The organism is Alteromonas sp. G5_S2_22_S1 (genome assembly GCF_054968525.1).
In genome coordinates this window covers 198,878-221,526 of sequence record NZ_JBQKUJ010000004.1, presented here as the reverse complement: position 1 = coordinate 221,526, position 22,649 = coordinate 198,878, and the positions used below count along the sequence as shown (strand labels likewise).

Annotated in this window: 15 protein-coding genes; 5 read left to right on the top strand and 10 right to left on the bottom strand. The window is 44.9% G+C overall.

Annotated elements, in window-relative coordinates; translation table 11 throughout:
- Window positions 1–165: 165 nt before the first annotated feature.
- The 4 genes from ACTRWF_RS06955 to ACTRWF_RS06940 form a co-directional block, all read right to left on the bottom strand.
- Complete coding sequence (locus ACTRWF_RS06955; RefSeq protein WP_012516764.1) at window positions 166–669, bottom strand: hypothetical protein; 504 nt, start codon at window positions 667–669, stop codon at window positions 166–168.
- Between the two features lie 122 nt (window positions 670–791).
- A complete protein-coding gene (locus tag ACTRWF_RS06950) occupies window positions 792–1,376 on the bottom strand; it encodes a phosphoglycerate mutase family protein (protein ID WP_015065971.1) in 585 nt (194 codons plus the stop codon).
- A 144-nt stretch (window positions 1,377–1,520) separates the two neighbouring features.
- Window positions 1,521–3,059: a glycerol-3-phosphate dehydrogenase gene (gene glpD / locus ACTRWF_RS06945; RefSeq protein WP_015065970.1), complete on the bottom strand. Its 1,539-nt coding sequence runs from the start codon at window positions 3,057–3,059 to the stop codon at window positions 1,521–1,523.
- Between the two features lie 263 nt (window positions 3,060–3,322).
- A complete protein-coding gene (locus tag ACTRWF_RS06940) occupies window positions 3,323–4,081 on the bottom strand; it encodes a DeoR/GlpR family transcriptional regulator (protein WP_015065969.1) in 759 nt (252 codons plus the stop codon).
- A 161-nt stretch (window positions 4,082–4,242) separates the two neighbouring features.
- On the opposite strand from ACTRWF_RS06940, the gene glpK reads away from it, so the two are divergent.
- The 5 genes from glpK (at window position 4,243) to ACTRWF_RS06915 (ending at window position 14,911) form a co-directional block, all read left to right on the top strand.
- Window positions 4,243–5,727: a glycerol kinase GlpK gene (glpK, locus tag ACTRWF_RS06935; protein WP_015065968.1), complete on the top strand. Its 1,485-nt coding sequence runs from the start codon at window positions 4,243–4,245 to the stop codon at window positions 5,725–5,727.
- Window positions 5,728–6,172: 445 nt separating this feature from the next.
- Window positions 6,173–8,830, top strand: coding sequence for a TonB-dependent receptor (locus ACTRWF_RS06930; protein ID WP_462835286.1), 2,658 nt, complete (start codon window positions 6,173–6,175; stop codon window positions 8,828–8,830).
- Between the two features lie 99 nt (window positions 8,831–8,929).
- Window positions 8,930–11,290: a glycoside hydrolase family 2 TIM barrel-domain containing protein gene (locus ACTRWF_RS06925; RefSeq protein WP_342326042.1), complete on the top strand. Its 2,361-nt coding sequence runs from the start codon at window positions 8,930–8,932 to the stop codon at window positions 11,288–11,290.
- A gap of 10 nt (window positions 11,291–11,300) precedes the next feature.
- Window positions 11,301–12,317 (top strand): UDP-glucose 4-epimerase GalE, encoded by a 1,017-nt coding sequence (gene galE / locus ACTRWF_RS06920; RefSeq protein ID WP_462835285.1) that lies wholly within the window; start codon window positions 11,301–11,303, stop codon window positions 12,315–12,317.
- 17 nt (window positions 12,318–12,334) lie between these two features.
- Complete coding sequence (locus ACTRWF_RS06915; protein ID WP_015065964.1) at window positions 12,335–14,911, top strand: CIA30 family protein; 2,577 nt, start codon at window positions 12,335–12,337, stop codon at window positions 14,909–14,911.
- Between the two features lie 216 nt (window positions 14,912–15,127).
- On the opposite strand, the gene ACTRWF_RS06910 is transcribed toward ACTRWF_RS06915, so the two are convergent.
- From ACTRWF_RS06910 to ACTRWF_RS06885, 6 genes are all read right to left on the bottom strand, one after another.
- The gene (locus ACTRWF_RS06910; protein WP_041702419.1) at window positions 15,128–16,081 is read right to left on the bottom strand and encodes a hypothetical protein; all 954 of its coding nucleotides are present in this window, start codon (window positions 16,079–16,081) and stop codon (window positions 15,128–15,130) included.
- Between the two features lie 214 nt (window positions 16,082–16,295).
- The gene (locus ACTRWF_RS06905) at window positions 16,296–16,886 is read right to left on the bottom strand and encodes a single-stranded DNA-binding protein (RefSeq protein ID WP_012516753.1); all 591 of its coding nucleotides are present in this window, start codon (window positions 16,884–16,886) and stop codon (window positions 16,296–16,298) included.
- Window positions 16,887–17,150: 264 nt separating this feature from the next.
- Window positions 17,151–18,713 (bottom strand): sodium/sugar symporter, encoded by a 1,563-nt coding sequence (locus ACTRWF_RS06900; RefSeq protein WP_015065962.1) that lies wholly within the window; start codon window positions 18,711–18,713, stop codon window positions 17,151–17,153.
- A gap of 340 nt (window positions 18,714–19,053) precedes the next feature.
- The gene (gene galK / locus ACTRWF_RS06895) at window positions 19,054–20,202 is read right to left on the bottom strand and encodes a galactokinase (RefSeq protein WP_015065961.1); all 1,149 of its coding nucleotides are present in this window, start codon (window positions 20,200–20,202) and stop codon (window positions 19,054–19,056) included.
- Entirely contained in the window at window positions 20,195–21,250 is a 1,056-nt protein-coding gene (locus ACTRWF_RS06890; protein WP_012516750.1) for a UDP-glucose--hexose-1-phosphate uridylyltransferase, read from the bottom strand. Before ACTRWF_RS06890 ends, galK begins: the two co-directional genes overlap by 8 nt.
- Before the next feature lie 169 nt (window positions 21,251–21,419).
- A complete protein-coding gene (locus ACTRWF_RS06885) occupies window positions 21,420–22,442 on the bottom strand; it encodes an aldose epimerase family protein (protein ID WP_015065960.1) in 1,023 nt (340 codons plus the stop codon).
- Window positions 22,443–22,649: the final 207 nt, after the last annotated feature.

Here is a 22,649-nt window from a genome sequence, read left to right as displayed (position 1 = left end):
TGTCTACTTAGTTCGTTAATATCCAGTAGTATCTTATAATCGACAATACCTTAACGCGCCAATCAGTTACATGGCACTAACACAAAAGTAGACTAATTATCTAAGTAGAACAAACACCTACATAAGTATAAATTTATATTAATAGACTCAGTTTACGGTATGTAATTATTCATTTAGATTCGTTACTGAACCCGTTGCAGGGTAGTAATCAAAATGAGCGCCTCGACTTAGGCTATAGCGGCACCAGTAATTGTCTTCCCCCTCATCGAGTTCAGCATAATACCTTGCATGAACTTTAAAACCGTCGACGCGCAGCGGGCTTGCTACTAGGGATTTCCATATTTTTTCGCAACCAGGGTCGGATAAGTCTGCAGTAGGCCAACCCTCGTGATTCATTCGAACGGGTTTTCGGTTGACCTCATTGCCCTTTTCATCGTAATGGATAAGCATAATCATGGTGGTAGGTTGACGTACTCGCCACTGCCAGTGGGAAGAAACAACGTGACGTTTGAAGGTATCTAACTGAGTGGCAAAGGCTGTCGTTGTGGTATCTTCTTCCCCCGTGTGCAAAACGTTAACAGCAACACCTAAAGATATTGCAAACAAGATGGCCACTGCGGCTTTAATAAGATTTGCGGTGGAAGATATTTTTTCTTTGTTTTTTTTCACCGATGTTCCCTCTGCCTTTACTTATATTAGATAGCGCTATACACACTGCGTCGCTATTCTATCGGCATTCTGAAGGAAATATAAAGTACGGTATAAACAATCCTTAAATGAAAGTCGTCTGTCTATGCATTCGCATTAGTGGCCTCTACTTTCTGCAAGACAGTCACACCCCAGAAATCGCGATCTTTTTGCTTAAGCTCCCATCCGTTTTTTATTAAAAATTTCCCTGCGTAATAGTTAGTCATACCATGCCCGAAAAGCACGATTCTTTGATGTGTTTCACTCAATTTTTCAACATGGCAAACAAGCTTTTTCACTCTTTGCTTAGCAAACTTAAAGCTTTCGAAGCGACCTGTAACCCCTAAAAACCATAGTGCACGGCTTAGTACTACCCAATGCCAACTGCGCAAAGTAAACGGGAGTTTATAATAAGGAATATCCATCTCTTTTAAGTAAGGCAGTTCTTCGTTTACTTCCGTTACGCCGTAATATGCAGCAGAGAGCTTGGCTCTTAACAACGGACTTGTCACGATATAGCTATTTTCAAGAGGTACTGTCTTTTTAGGGTGGCTAGCGGGGTCAAGAAGCGACTTATTATATTGACGAACCCAGTTTGCGTAGCATGCCGAGTTTATCTTTTCATTGTGTGCAGAAAGCGGCTTTCCATGACGAATAAATACCACTTCTCTGATCTGATTGTGAGCCATAACGTCCTTGTTTCTTACACGCGTAAATAATGGTTAGGTTAGAGAGAGACTGGCCTGTTTGCTACCTGACGACCTATTGTCTAAAAAAGCATCAGGCCGTGTAGCCACAAAAGTGAGCTTCACGGCTTTGGTTATTTTAAAAGGTTACGCGCTCGCAGCTGTTACACCAACCGTGTCGGTCGTACCGGCAACTTTACTGGAAATATACTGCGCCAAGACCTCTTGCTGCGTTTTATTTAAACGCAACCCATGCTTGGTTCTTCGCCATAGCACGTCTTCTATTGTGTAAGCCCATTCACAATCGATAAGGTAGTCGACCTCAGCGCGATACATGCCGAAACCAAAATCCTCACCCATTTCTTTTACAGACGTTACGCCTTTTAGAAACTTATAGCACAACAAGCCGTACTGGCGAGCGTATCGCTGTGCAATAGATTGTTCTAGCCACGGGAACTCACTAATTAGTTTTGAAACCAGCGAGGCTTGATCTTCAAACGCGCCTCCTGGTAACGGCACTTCTTTCGTCCACGCTTTTTTCGCTTTTGGAAAACAGGTTACGAGTTTATCAACCGCGTGCTCAGCAAGCTTTCGGTATGTCGTTATCTTTCCGCCAAAAATATTAAGTAAGACAGGCTTTCCAGCTTCACCTTTTAATTCAACTTTGTAGTCGCGAGTAAGCTCTTGCGCAGACGCATTCTTTTCCTCTAAAAGAGGGCGCACGCCACTGTATGAATGCACGATATCATTTCGGGTAATCTTTGTTTTAAAGTAGTGGTTAACCACATCGACAAGGTACTCCGCCTCTTCATCTGAAATCGCAGCATCAGACGGGTTACCTTTAAAGTCCTCATCTGTCGTGCCAACCAAAGAGAAATCCCCTTCATAAGGGATCACAAAAACTATTCGGCCGTCTTTGTTTTGAAGAATATAGGCCTCATCTGTGTCGTATAGCTTAGGTACAATGATGTGACTACCTTTCACCATTCGCATGGCGTTAGGGTTGTTAACATTTACTAGGCGATCAAGGAAAGAAACAGCCCAAGGGCCTGCCGCATTCACAATCGACTTCGCCTTAACTGTAAACGTTTTCCCTTCAGCGGTTTTAAGTTCTACGCACCACAAATTATCTTGTTTTTCTGCTTTAACGCACTCGGTTCGAGTATAAATTTGAGCGCCTTGATCCTGGGCAGCTAACGCGTTAAGTACCACTAGGCGCGCATCATCTACCCAACCGTCAGAATATTCGAAACACGTTGAAATATCGCTAACTAAAGGGCTTTCACTGGTGGTTGAAAGCTTGCGCGAGCGAGGCAACATGTTGCGCTTTGCCAATGAATCGTACATGAATAGGCCAATTCGAATCATCCAGGCTGGACGTAGATGCTTTTGATGAGGAAGACGAAAACGCAAAGGCCACATGATGTGCGGCGCTTTTTTCAACAGTACTTCCCGTTCAGCTAATGCCTCTTTAACCAAACGAAACTCGTAATGCTCTAGGTACCTAAGACCACCGTGGATGAGCTTACTGCTTGAAGATGATGTCGCACCAGCTAAGTCGCCTTTTTCACACAAAGCAACCGACAGCCCTCGGCCCGCAGCATCAAGCGCTACACCCACGCCATTTACACCGCCGCCTACGACTAAAACGTCTAGCGTTTTTTCAGATTGTTTGTTGTGAATCATACGTTACCCCAAATGGTCGTTATATAGTTGGCTATTTGACAACCAAAAAGAAAACATGTCAACACAAAACGAACACAAACGAACATTTAAGGAAATTAAAGAAAGTTAAGGAAACGAGATTGAACAAGAAAAAACGAGGGTAAAATAGAAGAGGGAGCCTTGTTAAATGACAGGCTATAAAGGAGAACGACCCCGTTTAAACGAATGAAAAAATAAAGCAGTGAAATTATTAGGCTGAGCAGCGCAGTATTAGGTGTAGGTAATCAAGCTTTAACAAAGGCTATATTGTTTTCTTCAATAATGTCACTGATAGCCGGTGGAGGAGTTTTGTCGCAAACAAGGCAGTCTACTTGAGATATATGCCCCTGCTCTACCATAGCCCGACGCTCGAATTTACTATAGTCAGCTGCAAGAATAACGTGTTGGGTGTGTTCCAATATGGCCTGTGAAACTTTTACTTCTCTGAAGTCGAAATCGAGTAATGCGCCATCTGCACTTATTCCCGAAATACCAATAATGCCATAGTCCATACGAAACTGACTGATAAAATCGCACGTAGCCTCACCAATAATTCCGCCATCTCGGTACCGCACTTCACCTGCAGCAATAATGACAGAGAAATCCTCTTTGGCGGAAAGAATAGTAGCAACGTGAATATTGTTCGTTACAACGTGGAGATTTTTATGGTTGAGCAGCTTTGTAGCAATCATCTCTGTGGTTGTACCGATGTTGATAAACAATGAAGCACCATCGGGTATCATTGCCGCCACAGCTTCGGCGATTTTCTCCTTCACTTCACTGTTTTGGGTCTTTCGCTCTTGATAAGGGGTATTTTCCCAACTTCTATTTAACCCCGCCCCGCCGTGGTAACGGCTCACTACGCCATTTTCAGCAAGTTGATTTAAATCTCGTCGAATAGTTTGCGGCGTAACGTCGCAAGCACTAACCAAATCATCAATAGACATGAAACCATGCTGCTTAATAAGGCCAACAATTTTTTCGTGTCTTTGTGTTTGGTTCATTACGAGTCCTGATGAATTTAAAATTATAATTAATTATACGTGCTTAAAGACAAAGTTCCCACGATTAAACGAACATGAAATGTTCGTTTTCGAAAATATAGCATTGTTAAACCCGTGTAAATAATGCAAACTCTACGAAAACTATCTTCAGGAGTGACCTTATGGGACAACATATTCTCGCCATTGACCAAGGCACAACAAGCTCTCGCAGTATTATTTTTTCTCCGAAAGGCAGCATTGATGCCATTGCGCAACAAGAGTTCTCTCAAAAATACCCAAAGGACGGCTGGGTGGAGCACGATCCCGAAGAGATTTGGGAAAGCGTTGTATCTACTCTGAAAGAAGTTTTTAACAAATGTAGTGTCGCTCCATCTGACATCGCCGCCATTGGTATTACCAACCAGCGCGAGACAACCTTGGTATGGGATAAACACTCAGGTAAACCCGTATACAATGCAATCGTGTGGCAAGACAGACGCACTGCACAATACTGCCGTGATTTTAGCGAAGACGAGGCGTTTGTTTCTTATATAACCGAAGCAACAGGGCTTTTACTCGACCCTTACTTCTCGGCCACGAAAATCGCATGGATATTAGATAACGTGGAAGGCGCCCGCGAGAAAGCAGAAAACGGCGATCTGCTCTTTGGCACAGTGGATTCATATCTTATTTGGCGTCTAACCGGCGGTGAATCGCATAAAACCGACGCGACTAATGCGTCGCGCACCATGTTATTTGATATTCACAACCAGTGTTGGGATGAAAAGCTATTAAGTAAATTCAATATCCCTGTCTCAATGTTACCTGAAGTTATGGATTGTGCAGCTGACTTCGGCGTTATTAAAGAAGAGATTATTGGTAGGGCCATCCCCATCCAGGGCGTTGCAGGCGACCAGCAAGCCGCATTGGTAGGCCAAGCCTGTTTTGAAAAAGGCATGGCAAAAAGTACCTATGGAACGGGTTGCTTTATGATTTTAAATACCGGCGATGCGCCCCTGCAATCAAAAAACCGCTTACTTACCACGGTAGGTTACCGACTTAATGGCAAAACCACCTATGCATTAGAAGGCAGTATATTTATGGCTGGCGCCACGGTGCAATGGCTTCGCGATGGCTTAAAACTTATCGACGATGCCGCTGAATCAGAAGCACTTGCGCAGCGTGCCAGAGAAGACAATGGCGTGTTTCTAGTACCCGCATTTACTGGCCTAGGCGCGCCTTATTGGGATCCAGACGCGCGCGGGGCGATTTTAGGGTTGACGCGAGATACTGGCATTAGCGAAATAGTTGCCGCTGGCTTACAGTCTGTATGCTATCAAACTAAAGACCTTCAAAAAGCGATGGAAAGCGACGGTGCTCGCCCTACAACAATACGCGTAGACGGCGGCATGTCGCGTAATGACTGGGTTATGGGCTTCTTATCCGATATTTTAGGTGCCGAGGTTGAACGGCCTGAAATAACGGAAACCACGGCGCTAGGCGCTGCATTTCTAGCGGGGTTACACGCTGGAATATTCAATTCTGTAGATGACTTAACTCACTGCTGGAAGAGTGATAGCGTTTTCACTCCTAGATTAACCAAGCAAGAGCGCGATCAAGCCTATGACGGCTGGAAATCGGCTGTTGCCCGCATCCGCTGTAGCTAATTTGTAGCGAGCATCGCATTAGAGCGTCCCTGAAAACCAAATAGGACTCTCCTGTTTGGCACAAAGGAAAACGATAAACCCTAATATTTATTATTAGGGCATTATCGTTTTCCTTCCTCCCATACCGCACCGTTCTACAAACAACCTGAAAGCTCTGTATTTAAGTAAAATCTCTGCATTCAAAAAGTTATTGTAGAGCCCTAAAAATCTAGTGTGCAGCGCTCAAACTCACCTCGACAGCATTCTTTGTTTTCAGCCTACTATTTATTACCGTCTATAAAACATTCAATTTCTCTGAATATTTTTATGGTAAACGTTTACCCAAATATGTTATAAAGTTGTTACTGTTTATGGTAGCCATCCCTACAAACGCCTACCAAGACGCTAAAAACACACTCGACACGACTCAAGACACTATTAAAAAATTTACCTTGGGGGTAATAGAATGAAGACACAATTCAAGTTAGGTTTGACTGCACTAGCGGTAGCGCAATGCTTAAATATCAGCATTGCTTCAGCACAAGAAGCGGCCGATGTTGATAAACAAGCTGATATCAGCGAAACCGAAGTTATCACTGTCCGTGGTTTCGGTAGCACATTAACCCGTTCACTACAGCATAAGAAGTTAGCTGATTCGACGGTAGAAATTATCTCCACGGATGACCTGGGACAACTTCCCGATGTGACAATCACTGATGCCCTCGCGCGCTTACCGGGTATTGCAGCAGACCGTGATCGCGGAAACGCGAGTCAGATTTCTATTCGAGGTATGGGGCCGCGCCTTAACCTTGCAACCATGAATGGCCGAGAAATTGTTAGCGGTGAACCAAGTCGTAGTGTTCGTTATGAACAATTCCCTGCGGAGCTTATTAGCTCAGTTGAAGTATTTAAAAGCCCTTTAGCAAGTAATATTGAAGGGGGTATCTCTGGCCTAGTTAACATGCAGTTCGTTGAACCCTTGACCAAAGATGAAAGGGCCGTCAACATCAGCGGGCACTTGATGAGTTACCCTTTAGCTGACGATATTCCCACAGCCGACTCCCAAGGTTATCGCGCTAATTTCAGTTATATCGACCCTATTTCAGATACATTTGGTATTGCGTTTGGCGTTGCCGTTCAAGACCAACCCTCTCTACAAAAAGATGTTACCTCGTGGGAATACAACAATGTTCCGGCTGATCAGGGTGATGTTAATGGTAATGGCATCCCTGAAGCGGCCCCTTGGGGAGCACAGACGGCTACGAAAGGCGGTGACAACCAGAGAATTGGTGCAATGACGGTACTTCAATGGCTACCAAATGAAAGTTTAGAGCTAAAGTATGACCTCTTTTATTCCAAATTTGATATTGAAGAACGAGAAGACCAAATCTGGTTCGACGGCTGGGGTAACTGGGGTGGCTTAAATAACTGGAACGTTGCAAATGCCAGTAACCCACCGCAAATCATTACTAAACCCGATGGTTCAGAACAAATTGTTGCAGGTGGAATGTTGTGGGGCGGTAGCCACACTGCAAATAATTCTACTTGGTTCCAAGAAAACGAACTTGTCAGTACAGGCTTAAATGCTGAATGGTTAGGTGACGTTTGGAAGGTAAATGCGGACATTGGCTATTCAGAAGCTTCAATAACTTCTCGCTGGGTGAACATTCAGTCTTGGTATTGGGATGCAGATGCTGATGCAAATGGCATGGACTATAGCTGGGACACTACCACTGACCGCTTATCAATTGGCACCGGTTATGACATAAGCGATGCTACAGATTACGGCCTTAACTACATGCAAGTGGACAACGACCGCCTGTTAGAAGATGAAATGATCACTGCCAAGCTTGATTTCGCTCGGCCAGTCGAGTGGGGAATTATTGATGCCATGAGCTTCGGCGGGCGTTGGACAGATAGAGAAAAAGACAATGATGTGGTTAGCTGGCAACAAAGTGTAGCCAATAGTAGTGCCAATGTAGACGCCTTTACTTACGAGCTTGGTGAAGGCTATGACGTCCCTGCGCTTTACAGCATACGAAATTGGTCAGAAGTAGCGCAGGAAGCGTTTGGCGGGATAGATAACCGCAACCAGCATACCCAGACTAATGCCGATATACTTAATAGCTGGAATGTTCAAGAAACTAATACTGCATTGTATGTTCAGTTTAATCTGTTAGGTGAAATTGGCGGTATCTCGTACACGGGTAATGTAGGTGTGCGTTACATCAGTACCGAATCTACTTCATCCGGTTTTCAGCAAGCTGACGGGGGAGAGCTAACTGCGGTATCGATTGACCATGACTATAGTGAGGTGCTGCCTGCGCTAAACTTACGTTTTGACATTACGGAAGATTCGCAAATTCGCTTTGGACTTTCACGTGCTATATCTCGTCCGCCTCTCATTGAAATGCGTACAGGCTTACAACTTAACACATCTTCTACGGTTAACACTGCTTCTGGCGGTAACCCCCAGCTAAATCCATTCATCGCGGACCAAGTTGACCTGGGCTATGAATATTTCTTTGCTGAAGATGCTGCTCTTACCGTGTCACTCTTCTTTAAAGACCTAAAGAGTCATGTAGGTGCAGCTACAGATACACTTAATATAAATGGTGAAAGTTACCAATTTACCGGCCCTGTGAACGGTGATGGTGGTCAGATTCGCGGCGTTGAAGTGATGTATCAGCAAGCGTTTAACATGTTGCCAGAACCTTTTGATGGCTTGGGCATTTATACCAACTACAGCTATACAGATACTAACGTGACGGAGTTTGAGCCTGAAAACAACCCATTGACTATGGGTGGCTTATCTAAAAATGTAGGTAGTTTAACTCTTTGGTATTACAAAGCAGGTATTGATGCGAAGGTGTCATATAACTACCGCAGTGCATACACTAGCGTAGGTAGCTGGGATCCAGGTGCCGTTTTCACTATAGACGACGAAGCCACGGTTGATGCCAGCATTGCCTACGAAGTGACCGAAAACTTAAAAGTAATGTTACAAGGTCAGAACCTAACGAATGAAGCGTCTACGTCATACTTTGACAACGACCCTACCCGACCACGTCAATACGCTGAATGGGGACGCCGTTATTTGTTAGGCTTCCAATACGCGATGTAAGTGCGTTGTATCGGCACTGCTCTTTCATATAAGGGCAGTGCCTTTTTGCGTTTAAGCCAACTAGGCTTGTCTATTTTTAAATTCATCTAGGCTAGAGCAATGACTTCTATTTCCCGATTTAGCTTTTTACTCTGTTGTCTGTTGTGGTTAGGCGCGTGTCAGCCCTTCACGTCTTCTTCTAATCCACCGCATTCTTCATCGCCTTTTCTAAGTGAAGTGGTTCCTTTCAATCAAGACTGGAAATTTAAGAAGGCGGATGAGGCGCTTACGCCTGAGCAAATAACCCAAGCATGGGAAAATATTGCTCTTCCACATACTCCCCGGTTAGAGCCTGAAGTGGTAAATGACCAATGGCAAGGTATTGCGTGGTATCAAAAATCGTTTTCAGTGCCGGCAGAGTGGCTTGAGCAAGCGGTATTTATTCGTTTTGAGGGAGCAATGAATGCTACAGAGGTTTGGCTTAATAATGAGAAAGTGGGTACTCACTTAGGTGGATATTTACCATTCACTTTCGATTTAAGCCCTTACCTGGTGTCAGGAAGGAATACCCTCCGCGTGCGCTTAGATAACCGTGACAATGACGTTACAGGCCCGAAGCCACTTACATTGCTTGATTTTAATACCTACGGTGGCTTATATCGCGATGTTAATCTTCTGGTAAAAAATCCCTTGATGATTACTGATGAGATGCACGCTAACGAAGTGGCCGGTGGCGGTGTTTTTGTCACCTTCCCTTTAGTCGAGAAAGTGAAATCTGAAGTAAATATTAAAACACATGTAGCTAACACCAGCGGTGAAGAAAAAACTTTTACTCTAACCCAAACTTTGTCATTTGATGGAAGTGACGTTCACAAGGTAAGCCAACAATACACTCTGCCGGCAGGTGAAAAGCGTCATTTTAATCAGTTAATTACAGTAACTGAACCTGCCTTATGGTCTCCTCAGCACCCCAATTTATACACACTGGACACTGTATTGTCGCACGACGATACAACTATAGAACATCAATCGCGAAACATCGGTATTCGCTCGTTTGTCTTCAATGATAAAAATGAGCTACTGATAAACGGTGAAAAAACCTTTCTTCGCGGTGTCAACCGCCACCAGGAATATCCGTTTGTCGGCTACGCAACCTCTGCTCAGGCTGATTACCGCGATGCCGTAAAAATCAAATCGGCGGGTTTCGACTACGTTCGACTGTCCCACTACCCTCACTCAACAGCATTTATGAAGGCGGCGGATGAATTGGGCTTAGTGTTACTGGATGCAATATTGGGTTGGCAATATTACAACCCCACAAAAGAGTTCGAAGCTCATACCTTAAAAGCGTGTGCTGATTTGCTACGCCGAGACCGTAATCACGCTAGCGTCATTGCATGGGAGTGCTCATTAAACGAATCAGACATGCCGGACGAATTTATCGCAGCACTATCTGATACAGTACATGCCGAATACCCTGGCGCCTATTCCGCAGGATGGGAACTCGGCTACGATATTTTTGTACAAGCCCGCCAACACCGACTGCAGCATTACGAAACACCCACAGTCCCTTACATTGTATCTGAGTACGGGGACTGGGAATATTACGCGCAAAACGCGGGTTTAAATCAGGATAGCTGGCAAGATTTGCAGGAAGATGAACGCACTAGCCGTCAATTACTAAATAGTGGTGAAAAGCGCCTGCTGCAACAGGCAAAGAACCTTCAAGAAGCCCACAATGACAACTTTACCGTACCCGCCTTTGCAGACGGTTACTGGGTAATGTTTGATTATAACCGCGGCTATGCCGATGACATTGAAGCGTCGGGTATCGCCAGTATTTATCGCCAGCCTAAATTCAGCTATTACTTTTTCCAAAGTCAAAGGAATGCAGACGAACAGGCCCCGCAATTTGAAAGCGGTCCCATGGTGTATATCGCAAGTAATTGGGATGAAACGTCAGGCACTAATGTACGCGTTTACTCAAATGCCGAGCGCGTCGCGCTTTACCTCAACGATCGCTTAATTGGGACGCAAAGCCCCGACACTGATGCTTTGAGTACGCACTTAGCGCATCCTCCCTTTACCTTCTCAATAGATAACTTCGAGCCTGGAACATTGCGTGCTGAAGCGCTTATTAGTGAGAATATTGTCGCCCGTCATAGCGTCACTACGCCTGAACAAGCCAGTGCGTTAACGCTACGACTCGACACCTCAGGTATTGCTCCTACTCCCTCCGTGAAAGACAAAGTATTTGTATACGCACAAGTGGTAGATGCTAAGGGCAATCCTGTTCGCACAAATAACATCGAGCTGAATGCTGAAGTTGAAGGCGATATTAGATTATTAAATCAGAGCCCCATTACCACATCATGGGGAGAAGGGGCATTATTAATTGAAATTGGTGAAACACTTAAAAACGCCGAAATCACGGTTACTGCCAAAGGTCTGAAACCTGCAACATTGTCACTTGAAAAGTAAGGAAAGACCCATGCATATATTAGTCACTGGTGGTGCTGGCTATATCGGCTCACATACCTGTATCGCGTTAATTGAAGCAGGCCATTCTGTTGTGGTAATTGACGACTTCTCTAACAGCCACATCGAAGCACTTAAGCGGGTAGAAGGTATTTGTAATACAGAGATCCCTCATTATGAAGGTGACGTTGGGGATGAAGAACTGCTCAGACGTGTTTTCTCCGAGCACACCTTTGATGGCGTCATTCACTTCGCCGGCTCAAAAGCGGTGGGGGAATCTGTTGAAAAACCTATGCTTTATTACCGAAACAACGTTACTGCCAGCCAGACTTTAATAGAAACTATGCATGAGGCTGGCGTACATACGTTAGTGTTTAGCTCTTCAGCGACAGTTTACGGTGACCCACAAACTGTACCTATTGTGGAAGACTTTCCCGTGGGCGCAACTAATCCCTACGGCAGAAGTAAACTCATGGTAGAGCAAATCATACAAGATTTTGCGACTTCCACCGCTCAATTTAACGGTATTATTTTGCGCTACTTTAACCCAGTGGGCGCTCACCCTTGCGGACGGATTGGAGAGGACCCTAGTGGTATCCCAAATAATTTAATGCCTTTTATTGCACAAGTGGCCGTGGGCAAGCGCTCCCATCTGGCTGTATTTGGCGATGACTACCCCACCATTGATGGTACTGGAGTGCGCGACTATATACACGTATGTGACCTAGCGGAAGGGCATGTTCGCGCTTTGGAGCAATTGCACGGAAAACCGGGTAGTCATTGCTTTAATCTAGGTACAGGTAGCGGTGTTTCAGTGCTAGAGATGGTAGAAGCCTACGAGAAAGCTAGTGACCGACCTATCCCTTATCAAATTGCCCCCCGTCGCCCCGGCGATGTGGCACAGTGTTACGCCAACTCAAGTCACGCTAAAGAGGTGCTGGGATGGCAAGCCACCCGCACCTTAGAAGACATGGTGAAAGACAGTTGGCGATGGCAGTCGTCTAACCCTAACGGCTATCGCGAAGCCTAACTTGTAGGAAAATTAAGATGTTCTCAAAAATATTCGTAACCTCAATCGTTTTGGCTACTATGGGCTTAACTACAGCGGGCTTAAGTAGTGAAGTAAGTTTGACCGATACCACGTTACCCCCTACACCCGTGACAGTAGAAAACGGCCGGTTGTTATGGGACAACGGCGACCCAGTCTACTTGTTTGGTGCCAACTACAGTGCGCCGTTTGCCTTTGGATATCGCGCTATCGCTCGGCGTGGAATTGATCACAAAGCCGCGATCGATATAGACGTGGACCATATGGCCCGGCTTAAGCTAAATGCTTATCGCATTCACGTATGGGACAAAGCCATCAGCGACAAAGAAGGCAATCTCATCGACAATGAATATCTTGAGTTATTCGATTATTTGATGATGCGCCTTCAAGAGCATGGCATTCGCGCTATCATCACTCCCATTGCATGGTGGGGAACGGGCTATCCCGAACCAGATCCCGCTGAGCCTGGATTTGCAGTGGGCTACAGCAAAAACGATATGAATGAAAAGCCTGCGCTTATTGCCGCCCAGCAGCGCTATCTGACTCAGTTTATGGCGCATAAAAACCGCTACACTGGGCAACCCCTTGGCAGCGACCCTGAAATTATCGCCTTTGAGCTTTTTAATGAGCCCAAACATCGCTTAGCTCCACAAAAGAGTGCGACGTATATCGAAACCTTAATTAAAACGGTTAAAGACGCAGGTGTTACCAAGCCTTTGTTCTATAACATTAGTGAACAAGGTGACCAGAGAGACTTTGCCAAAGCGGTATGTAACACGTCAATAGATGGTATCGCGTATCAGTGGTATCCCACTGGTTTATTAAAATACAGTGCGTTGAATACCAATGTACTGCCTGCGGTTTCAACGTATACCAACCCATTTAGTGATATCAGCGGGTGCAGTGATAAAGCGCGCATGATTTACGAATTTGACGCGGCGGATATCACAAATAGCGTAACGTACCCCGCGATGGCACGCAGCTTTCGCGACGCGGGGTTTCAATGGGCCACTCAGTTTGCTTACGACCCTGCGGTAATTGCAGACAGTAACTCAGACTACAATACTCACTACTTAAATTTATTGTATACGCCAGCGAAAGCAATAAGTTTGATGATTGCCGGTGAAGAGTTTCGTAATTTACCTCAGGACTATGAAGCTCCAGATTACCCGCAGAGTAACCAATTTCATCATACAACACTGGACTACCTCGCTGACTTGGCCGTGTTTGATGATACTAAACAGTTCTATTACACAAACAGCACCACTCGCAGCCCTAAAGATGTTGATAGCCTAACTCACATTGCAGGGGTTGGATCATCTGAGCTGGTTAAATACACGGGCTCCGGTGCATACTTCTTGGATAAACTGGGAGACTCGCAGTGGCGATTAGAGGTATTCCCCGATGTGATCAATCTACAAGACCCACATCAGAACTCTAGTCTTAACCGAGAAGTCAGTCGGTTGTCAGTTAAAGCCAATAGCATGACTCTTTTCCTTCCCGGTCTGGGCGAGCGCTTTGGGGTGACTGGTGTTAACGACGGCAACAACTACCAGTCTCAGGCTTCAGGAGGTAATTTCGTTGTCACGCCTGGGGTATATTGGCTATCACCATCAGAGGCAAAGCCACCAGGTGACATAGACTCGGCCTATTACTTACCGCCAATCAAACCAGGTGAAACCATAGTGACTCACCAACCCCAACGTCAGCGGACTCTTGGTGATACCCTGACCTTTAGTGCGACGGTGCAAAGTGTAACGCCTAATCCCCTCGTTACCTTAAATGTACGTTATGAGGGCCACAGTGACTTCGTTACTTTGCCTATGCAACAAGGAGATAAAGGGGTTTATCAAGTTACACTACCGAATGACAATACGTGGAAACTCTCAGGTAAATTGGAATACGCCTTTACCATTACTGACGGAAATACCACAGTAACTTACCCTGGTAAGCAACGTGGAAAACCGCAGGATTGGGATTTCTCGAATAATGCTTACTATCACACGATATTGCAACCTGCGGGCAGTCCAGTACTTCTCTTTAATCCAAGCGAAGCGAGAGGGACGTTTGTACCACCGCAAAACACGGTGAGCTGGCCGGCCTCTTCGGCGACCACCGAGGGCGAAACAGTTACGCTCAAAGTCTTTGACGATAACCTTCAATCTGGTGGGCCATTACTGCGTACGGATCTCCCTAAAAATGCCACTTTGATAGACCGTACCTTGAAAAAATATAACGCTATTGCACTACGCGTTCGTTCATTAGGCAATAGCGACCGGTTGCAATTTGGCGTTATTGCTAACGATGGGCTGGCCTACGGCACTGATTTTACTGTAAGTGACGAATGGAAAACCTTGATTCTTCCTGTTTCGGCCCTAAAACCCACGGCGACCTTATTAACTCGTGCGTACCCTATGTTTATGCCAGTTACCATGGGGCCATTTGACGAGCAACCTCCTTTGGATATTCACCAGATCACAGGGCTTCAATTTATATTACCACCACTCAAACGCGCACCTAAAAACGGTTGGCGTGGCATTGAAGTGGGTAAAATTGCACTGGTGAAGATGGAATAAGCTAAGTTACCGTAAGCATCTCCTCCATTTCCAACCTCACGCTAAAGTGATGAGTTTGGAAATGGAGTTCGGGATCACCAATTATTCAGGCGCGACGACTGGTAAAAAGGATTGGGTTGGTGTCACGTAAGATAACTTTTTAACTCACCTGATTAGCAAGTGACGCTGAACTATAGATTTTCGTAGAGCTCCAAATGAAGTCGTACTATCGCATGATTAATTGACCATAACTTTACTCCACCTTTCATCGAAAAGTGGTTTAAAAAATGAAGGATATCCATCTGCTGCAAAATTGATGTCTCTAAAAATTTGATTTTGCTTAGGGTTAGACATGATGTCCGTAAATGCATTATCTAAAGCATTAGTGACTATATGCCCTAGCTCACTTTTAGAACAAAGTACGCGTTTTGTTCCTCTTAACTCTTGCGATAGTTCGCTGATTTGATAAACATGAAGCACGTCGAGCTCTTCTTTTGGTAATACTGAAAACTCGCGGTGACCTACATATCCAAAGTCAATTCTGCCACTTTCCAGTAGCTCAATTGTATGCATGCCTAAATCTTTCCCTAAACCATTTAAACGCACCACATTATTCGGTGTAGCCCATTGCTCGACCGTATCGGCATAAACGTTGTTCACTTCGTCGTAAAGCACCGTTCTCAAGTTTTGTCGAAGAAGTGTTCGCAATGAAACGGACTCAAAATAACCCAACATTGGGTTAGCATGCCCGGTGACTAACTTCTTATTCGAGGAGGAATGTAATGCTTTTTTAGCAGCGATCAGTAGCGGTAAGTTAATAGAGGTAGGTTGGGTGAAATATCCCCATTCTACTCGTTCCTTCTGATAGGCAGCCCCATAAAAGCAATAAACTTTTTCAGAAGAATGCGTATTCCGGACTAGCGACCATGCACGCTTCACTGGGTAAACTTCAAACTTATGTTCATAACCATTTAAGTATGTAGAAAGATAGGCCATTACGTCGTAAAGCGGGCCCGCTGTAATGCTGACACCATTGCCTTCAAGTCCAAGCTCTGGTGGGCGTACCCAGGTCACTGTAGGCTTTTGAAAAGTGCATTTTTCACCTTCACATTTTCCACCTGTTTGGGCAAATAACATGCCGCTCTTTAGGGACAACAAAAGAAAAGCCACCACTGTTACTACTACTGACACTGTAAAACCCGATTTTTCTTACATGAGAATCTTAATCGCTCGCTGTTCACGCTTATTTGGTAAACCGCATAGGTGAATACTGAAATCATTTTAAGATAATTGAGAGAAGCTATGGCGGGCATCAATCTCATAATTAAGCGAACTTAGCTCAAAACAAAAAGCCGCTATAAAGCGGCTCTTATAATATTTTTAACACGAGATATGTATCAGGTAGCTAAAACGGAATATCGTCGTCAAAATCGAAGTCTGGTTCAGCCATAGGCGGAGTCTTAGGCTGTGACGGGTTACCACCCTGCGGCGCTTGATTATAACCACCGCCTTGGCCCTGGCTCTGGTTATAGCCGCCTTGCTGGCCTCCACCTTGTTGTGGAGCCTGGTTGTAACCACCTTGCGCTGGCGCTTGATTATAACCGCCTTGGTTGTTTTGAGGACGCTGGTAACCGCCGTTTCCGCCGCCACCATCACCGCCGCGACCGCCAAGCATTTGCATTTGATCTACGATAATTTCAGTGGTGTACTTATCCTGACCTTGCTGATCTTGCCACTTACGCGTTTGCAATTTACCTTCTACGTAAATTTGCGAGCCCTTTTTCAGGTACTCTCCGGCAATTTCTGCTAAGCGACGGTACATTGTAAGGCGGTGCCACTCAGTGCGCTCTTGAACCTGACCCTGTTGGTCTTTCCAGCTTTCGCTAGTTGCTAGGCTTAAGTTCGCAACGGCGTTTCCGTTAGGCATGTATCTAACTTCAGGATCATTGCCAAGGTTTCCAACAAGAATAACCTTATTAACGCCTTTCGTTGCCATTGATGTCTCCTGTAACGTTTTTAGTGGCTTGCTGCATAACTCTTTTAATTAAGACATCAGCAAGCGCGAAAGTTCATCGAATATTAGCCGGTTAGTATATCGTATTTTATTGGGGAAATTTGAAGTTTTTCGCCCCACTTATACGCTACCAACTGCAACACATTCTAGAACTTAGCAAAATTTATTGTCAGCGTCTTCTGAACTTTCGCGTTGTTTTTCATAAAGTATGATAAGGGCGTATGAAGTAAATACGCCCTATCAATTTTACCACCAGGTAATGTAAAACGCTGCTGTAACAAGCACTACGGCTATTGATGCAACGTTGAACCCTTTCGTGGTTTTAAATTCAACATCGTTTATATCAACGGCGTTTTCACTGACCCCTTTTTTCTCTAGAAGCGAAACAACTACAGCAAGCGCAACGCAAAGTAGGAATACGATACCCACGCGGTCGATGAACGGTAGTTCTGGCCAAACTTGTCTAAATACAATACTCAGTACAAACGAGCCGAGGGCGGCAAGCAAACCACCGTTCGCCGTCGTTTTCTTCCAAAACATACCCAGCACGAACAGCGCGCAAATTCCTGGTGTAAAGAAACCAGTAAACTCCTGAATGTATTGGAACGCTTGGTCGAAATTGCCCAATAGCGGCTTGGCAACAATCATGGCGATTATCAGTGCTACAAAGCTCACTATACGCCCTACTTTCACGTAGTGCTGCTGAGACTCGTTAGGACGCTTATCTTTATATAAGTCCATAGTGAAAATAGTAGAGACACTGTTTGTCATTGACGCAAGTGAAGAGACGATAGCCGCAACTAACGCCGCAAAAATTATCCCCTTAAGACCTACAGGCATAAGCGTCATTAAGCTTGGGTAAGCTTGATCTGGCTTAGCTAAGTCAGGCACGATAAGTACTGCAGCTATTCCAGGTAGCACGACGATTAGCGGCATAAGTAGCTTTAAGAAAGCCGCAAAGGCAATCCCTTTTTGTGCTTCCTGTACGCTTTTTGCGGCTAACGTTCTTTGAATAATGTATTGGTTAAAGCCCCAGTACGACAAGTTCATTATCCACATACCGCCTACCAGCACTGAAATACCCGGTAAATCCATATAGTGCGGATTGTCTTTCGACAGGATCATGTCGAACTTTTCTGGCAACTTGTTAGTTAAATCGACGAAACCTTGAATAGCGCCATTGCCGTCACTGATTAAGTTCAGCGCAGTATATGAAAGGAACAAACCGCCCAGCACCAATAAAACCACTTGGATAATGTCGGTCAAGGCTACAGCTTTAAGACCGCCGTAAAGGGAATAGGTTAGCGAGAAAAGGCCAAGGAACATCATGCCGTAAATCATATCCACACCTGCGATGGTGTTAATGGCAAGGGCACCAAGCCAAAGCACGGCGGTGAGGTTTACGAAGACATACACGCCTAGCCAAAAGATAGCCATGACTTTTCGCACGCGATGGTCGTAGCGCTGCTCTAAAAATTGAGGCATGGTGTAAATCTTGTGTTTTAAGAAAATCGGTAAAAAGAACTTACCTACAATAAGCAGCGTGATGGCGGCCATCCACTCGTAAGAAGCTATGGCGAGGCCTAATTGATATCCCGAGCCGGACATACCAATGATTTGCTCGGCTGATATATTGGCCGCTATAAGTGATGCGCCAATTGCCCACCAAGGTAAGCTTGAGCCTGCAAGAAAGTAATCGTTTGTATCTTTTTGGTGGCCCTGCTTTTCACGAGAAACCCACCACGCAATTCCAACGAGCGCGACGACATATACCACAAATAATGTGATATCTATTGATGCTAATTTCATAGTTTTTCCCAAAGTTTTTATTTTGGGTGCGGCGATTATTTTTATGCAGGGTACACAGGTGAAAAATTGTTTTTATTATTCTATTGGTTTTTGCCACACCGATGTCACGTTTTTAAAAACGTGTTTAATCAAACAAGTGTTCATTCTTATGCAACTCAACGTTACCCAAAACCACACTTGTCTAAGCTCATATTAGTATCACACTTTGTTTACTTTTTTTAACTAGATTTAATATTTTTCATAAATTTGTCCTTCGCGGTTACATTTCGAGCGAGATATAAGAAGATTAGGATAAGAAACCTAGGTAGCTAGTTCTTCATACCGTATTTTTGCAGTGTGCCTAACTCGTTTCAGCAAAGGCACCTTGAGCAGCGGTACACACGTAAATATCAGCGTTATACCCTGTTTCAGCAAAGTACTTATCGGCAACTATCTGCTTCACAGCTTCAACTTTGTCGGATGGCGCAAGTGCCACTACGCACCCGCCAAAGCCACCTCCAGTCATTCGAACACCACCAGATTTGCCTAATACTTCACCAATAATCTCAACTAAATAATCAATTGGGCGAACAGTAATTTCAAAGTCGTCGCACATAGAAATGTGGGATTGGGCCATAGCTTCGCTCACCGTTTCGATATCACCATTTTTTAAAGCCTGGCTAGCTGCAAGCGTCCGTGCATTTTCAGTAATGATGTGCCTTGCGCGGCGATAAACCACGTCGGGCATATGCGGCTTGGCTTCTTCCAGCATTTCAATGGTTGCTTCACGCAATGAAGACACACCAAGAAGAGATGCACCTTGCTCGCACTGCTCGCGACGCAGGTTGTATTCACTATCAACCAAGCCACGTTTAACATTCGAATTGATGATAACGATTTGATGCGAGTCTGGTAGTGGTGAATGCTCAATGGCTAGCGACTGGCAATCAAGCAGCATTGCCATGCCTTCATTACCCATAGCAGAGATTAACTGATCCATAATTCCGCATGAGCAGCCTACGAACGTATTCTCGGCTTTCTGCCCTAACAGTGCTGCCTGTACGCCATCTAGGGGCAACTCATACAGCGCGCTTAACGCTTTTAATATAGCCACTTCAAAAGATGCCGAAGAGCTTAACCCAGCGCCTTGTGGCACATTGCCCGTAACCAATAAGTTAGCGCCGCCAAAATCTGGAATGGCCTCTTTAAGTACTTTCACTACGCCGCGAACATAGTTTGCCCACCCTTGTTCTTGGTCATAGTTAATGTCTGACAACGAGAACTGGTTTTGCTGATTTTCGTAATCCATCGCGGTAACCACGATGTCATTATCTGCGCGCTTTGTTGCCGCAACCCACGTTCCAAAATTGATTGCAGCCGGAAATACGAACCCTTCGTTATAATCGGTATGCTCACCAATAATGTTCACTCGACCCGGCGCATGTGCGATTAACGCTGGCGCTTCGCCATACTGCGCTTCAAATTTTGAAGAAAGTACTTGGTTATCCATTCGTCTTCTCACGTTTTTTATAGTGCACTGTAGGCAGTGCTTTTAATCTGTCTGCTGCTTGTTCAGGCGTTAAATCGCGCTGAGCCTCTGCCATCATTTCATAGCCAACCATAAACTTGCGCACGCTCGCTGAACGAAGAAGTGGCGGGAAGAAATGCGCGTGAAGCGTCCATTCTTGGTGTTCATCATTATCGAACGGCGCACTGTGCCACCCCATTGAATAAGGGAAAGACGTCTCAAATAAATTATCGTATTTTGCGGTTATCTCACCAATAATTTTGGCAAGTGATAGCGACTGATGATCAGATAATTTATGCAGGGATTGCACGTTGAAACGTGGTAATAGTAACGTTTCAAAAGGCCACGCTGCCCAATACGGTACAACGACAACCCAATCGTCATTCTGGCAAACCACACGCGCTTGCTTCGCCACTTCCTGTTCTGCGTAGTCTAAAAGCATAGGCGTGCCGTTTTCAGTGAAGTATTGCTTTAACTGCGATACTTTCTTGGCAGGGTCAGTGGGTATGTGTTGCTGTGCCCACACTTGTCCATGAGGGTGCGGGTTCGAGCAGCCCATCATGGAGCCTTTGTTCTCAAAAACCTGAACCCAGCGATAGGTCTTACCTAGTTCAGCAGTTTGCGCTTTCCACATGTTAACTACGTCTACTCGCTCTTCATCAGTAAGCTCAGGCAGTGTTTTGCTGTGGTCAGGTGAAAAACAAATAACACGGCTACACCCCTGTTCGGTTTCAAACTGAAATAGGCCCTTTTTCTCGCTAGCTTGTTCTGTGTCTTGCTTAAGTGCGGCAAAGTCATTTTGAAAAACAAACGTGCCTTTGTAATCAGGGTTCACTTCCCCGTTTACTCGCGTATTGGTTGGACACAAATAACACGTTGGATCATAAGACGGCTTTTGTTCATTGTTAGGCTCTTCTGAGGCCCCTTGCCAAGGACGCTTAGCACGGTGAGGCGACACTAACACCCACTCCCCCAACAATGGATTGTAACGGCGATGTGGATCGTTTGTAGGGTCAAAAGGCGTTCCCATAATCACTCTCTCTGAATAGGCCAGCTACGCTCTAGTGCGCAACTTAAAATAGGGTTAAACGTTTACCCTAACAATAATATAGCATGCGTTCCGGTTTATCAATTAAGTAACAAAGAAAAATAATTGTTAAATTAATAACAATTAATTTTCTTTTACTAGTGTAGCGGAATTAACCGGCTCTAAACTTATAGCGGATAGCGGCTTTAAAGGTTTCCTCAGGCTTAACGAAGCAGTTAGGGAAAGCCGGCTTATTCGGCGCATCGGGAAAATGTTGTGGCTCTAAACACAGCGCGCCGAGTTGTTCATCACTCTCAAGGCTACCTGTATAAAACTGCAAGCCTGGTAGTGTAGTGAATAACTCCATCGAAATACCTGTATCAGGCGCCATTACAGTGGCTTGGGGTTCACTACCCTTTGCCGCACGAAGTACGTAGTTGTGATCGTACCCACCAACCATATCAAACAACGCATGCGATGTTTGTTGACTCGCTCTTTTTTCAATGGGGGTTAGTGATAAGAAATCGAATGGCGTACCGCCAATGTCCACTAATTTACCGGTCGGTAATAGCGAGCTGTCGGCATCAGTCACTTGTTCAGCATCAATGTGTAGCAGGATACTCCCCACTTTATCGTCGTCACTTAAGGTGAAGTACGCGTGTTGGGTAAAGCTCAACGGGGTTTCTTTGTCTGTCGTAGCAGAAAGTTCGAGTGAAAGTTCATTGTCATTGTTTAATGTATAACAGGCTTCAACTTTCACATTACCCGGAAAACCGCCTTCCCCGTCAGGACTATGCAATTTAAAGGTTACGCTAGCACTGTTGTCTAACTCGTTCGTACTTGCCTGCCATATTTTTTTGTGAAAACCAGCAAAGCCACCATGTAGGTTGTGCTCTCCACCATTTTTATCCAGCGTGTACTGCGTACCGTTTAAGAAAAAGGTGCCATGACCTATTCTATTTGCATAACGCCCTACAATCGCACCGCGATAGCTAGGGTCGTCGATGTACTCTTGCAAAGTATCAAAGGTCTGAACACAGTGTATTGGTTTTCCCTCGGCATTTGGCACAGTGATGTCTTTTATAATACCGCCGTAATTTAGCAAGGTAACAGACATGCCATTGGCGTTATTTAATGTGAAAGCCTTGACCGTGCTACCGTTTACTTCACCGAATACAGATACGTTTATTTTCATAACAATATTTTTACCTTAATCTGCACAACTAAGGCGCTAGAGAACAGGCCTTAGGCTCACCTATTTAAATACAAACGGTGGAATTTGAATAATAAAGCGCAGAGAGGTTATACGTTTTCCGTTCTATTTTATAGCGTATAGCTGAATAAATATAAAAGGTGGGACCACTTTAAATTAAATAAATTCGCCCCTTTCAAACGCAAATAA

What these genes read in the sequence shown, in the direction of transcription:
- ACTRWF_RS06950 (WP_015065971.1), bottom strand. Translation starts at nt 1,376, where the DNA reads ATGGCTCACAATCAGATCAGAGAAGTGGTATTTATTCGTCATGGAAAG.
- glpD (WP_015065970.1), bottom strand. Translation starts at nt 3,059, where the DNA reads ATGATTCACAACAAACAATCTGAAAAAACGCTAGACGTTTTAGTCGTA.
- ACTRWF_RS06940 (WP_015065969.1), bottom strand. Translation starts at nt 4,081, where the DNA reads ATGAACCAAACACAAAGACACGAAAAAATTGTTGGCCTTATTAAGCAG.
- glpK (WP_015065968.1), top strand. Translation starts at nt 4,243, where the DNA reads ATGGGACAACATATTCTCGCCATTGACCAAGGCACAACAAGCTCTCGC.
- ACTRWF_RS06930 (WP_462835286.1), top strand. Translation starts at nt 6,173, where the DNA reads ATGAAGACACAATTCAAGTTAGGTTTGACTGCACTAGCGGTAGCGCAA.
- ACTRWF_RS06925 (WP_342326042.1), top strand. Translation starts at nt 8,930, where the DNA reads ATGACTTCTATTTCCCGATTTAGCTTTTTACTCTGTTGTCTGTTGTGG.
- galE (WP_462835285.1), top strand. Translation starts at nt 11,301, where the DNA reads ATGCATATATTAGTCACTGGTGGTGCTGGCTATATCGGCTCACATACC.
- ACTRWF_RS06915 (WP_015065964.1), top strand. Translation starts at nt 12,335, where the DNA reads ATGTTCTCAAAAATATTCGTAACCTCAATCGTTTTGGCTACTATGGGC.
- ACTRWF_RS06905 (WP_012516753.1), bottom strand. Translation starts at nt 16,886, where the DNA reads ATGGCAACGAAAGGCGTTAATAAGGTTATTCTTGTTGGAAACCTTGGC.
- ACTRWF_RS06900 (WP_015065962.1), bottom strand. Translation starts at nt 18,713, where the DNA reads ATGAAATTAGCATCAATAGATATCACATTATTTGTGGTATATGTCGTC.
- galK (WP_015065961.1), bottom strand. Translation starts at nt 20,202, where the DNA reads ATGGATAACCAAGTACTTTCTTCAAAATTTGAAGCGCAGTATGGCGAA.
- ACTRWF_RS06890 (WP_012516750.1), bottom strand. Translation starts at nt 21,250, where the DNA reads ATGGGAACGCCTTTTGACCCTACAAACGATCCACATCGCCGTTACAAT.
- ACTRWF_RS06885 (WP_015065960.1), bottom strand. Translation starts at nt 22,442, where the DNA reads ATGAAAATAAACGTATCTGTATTCGGTGAAGTAAACGGTAGCACGGTC.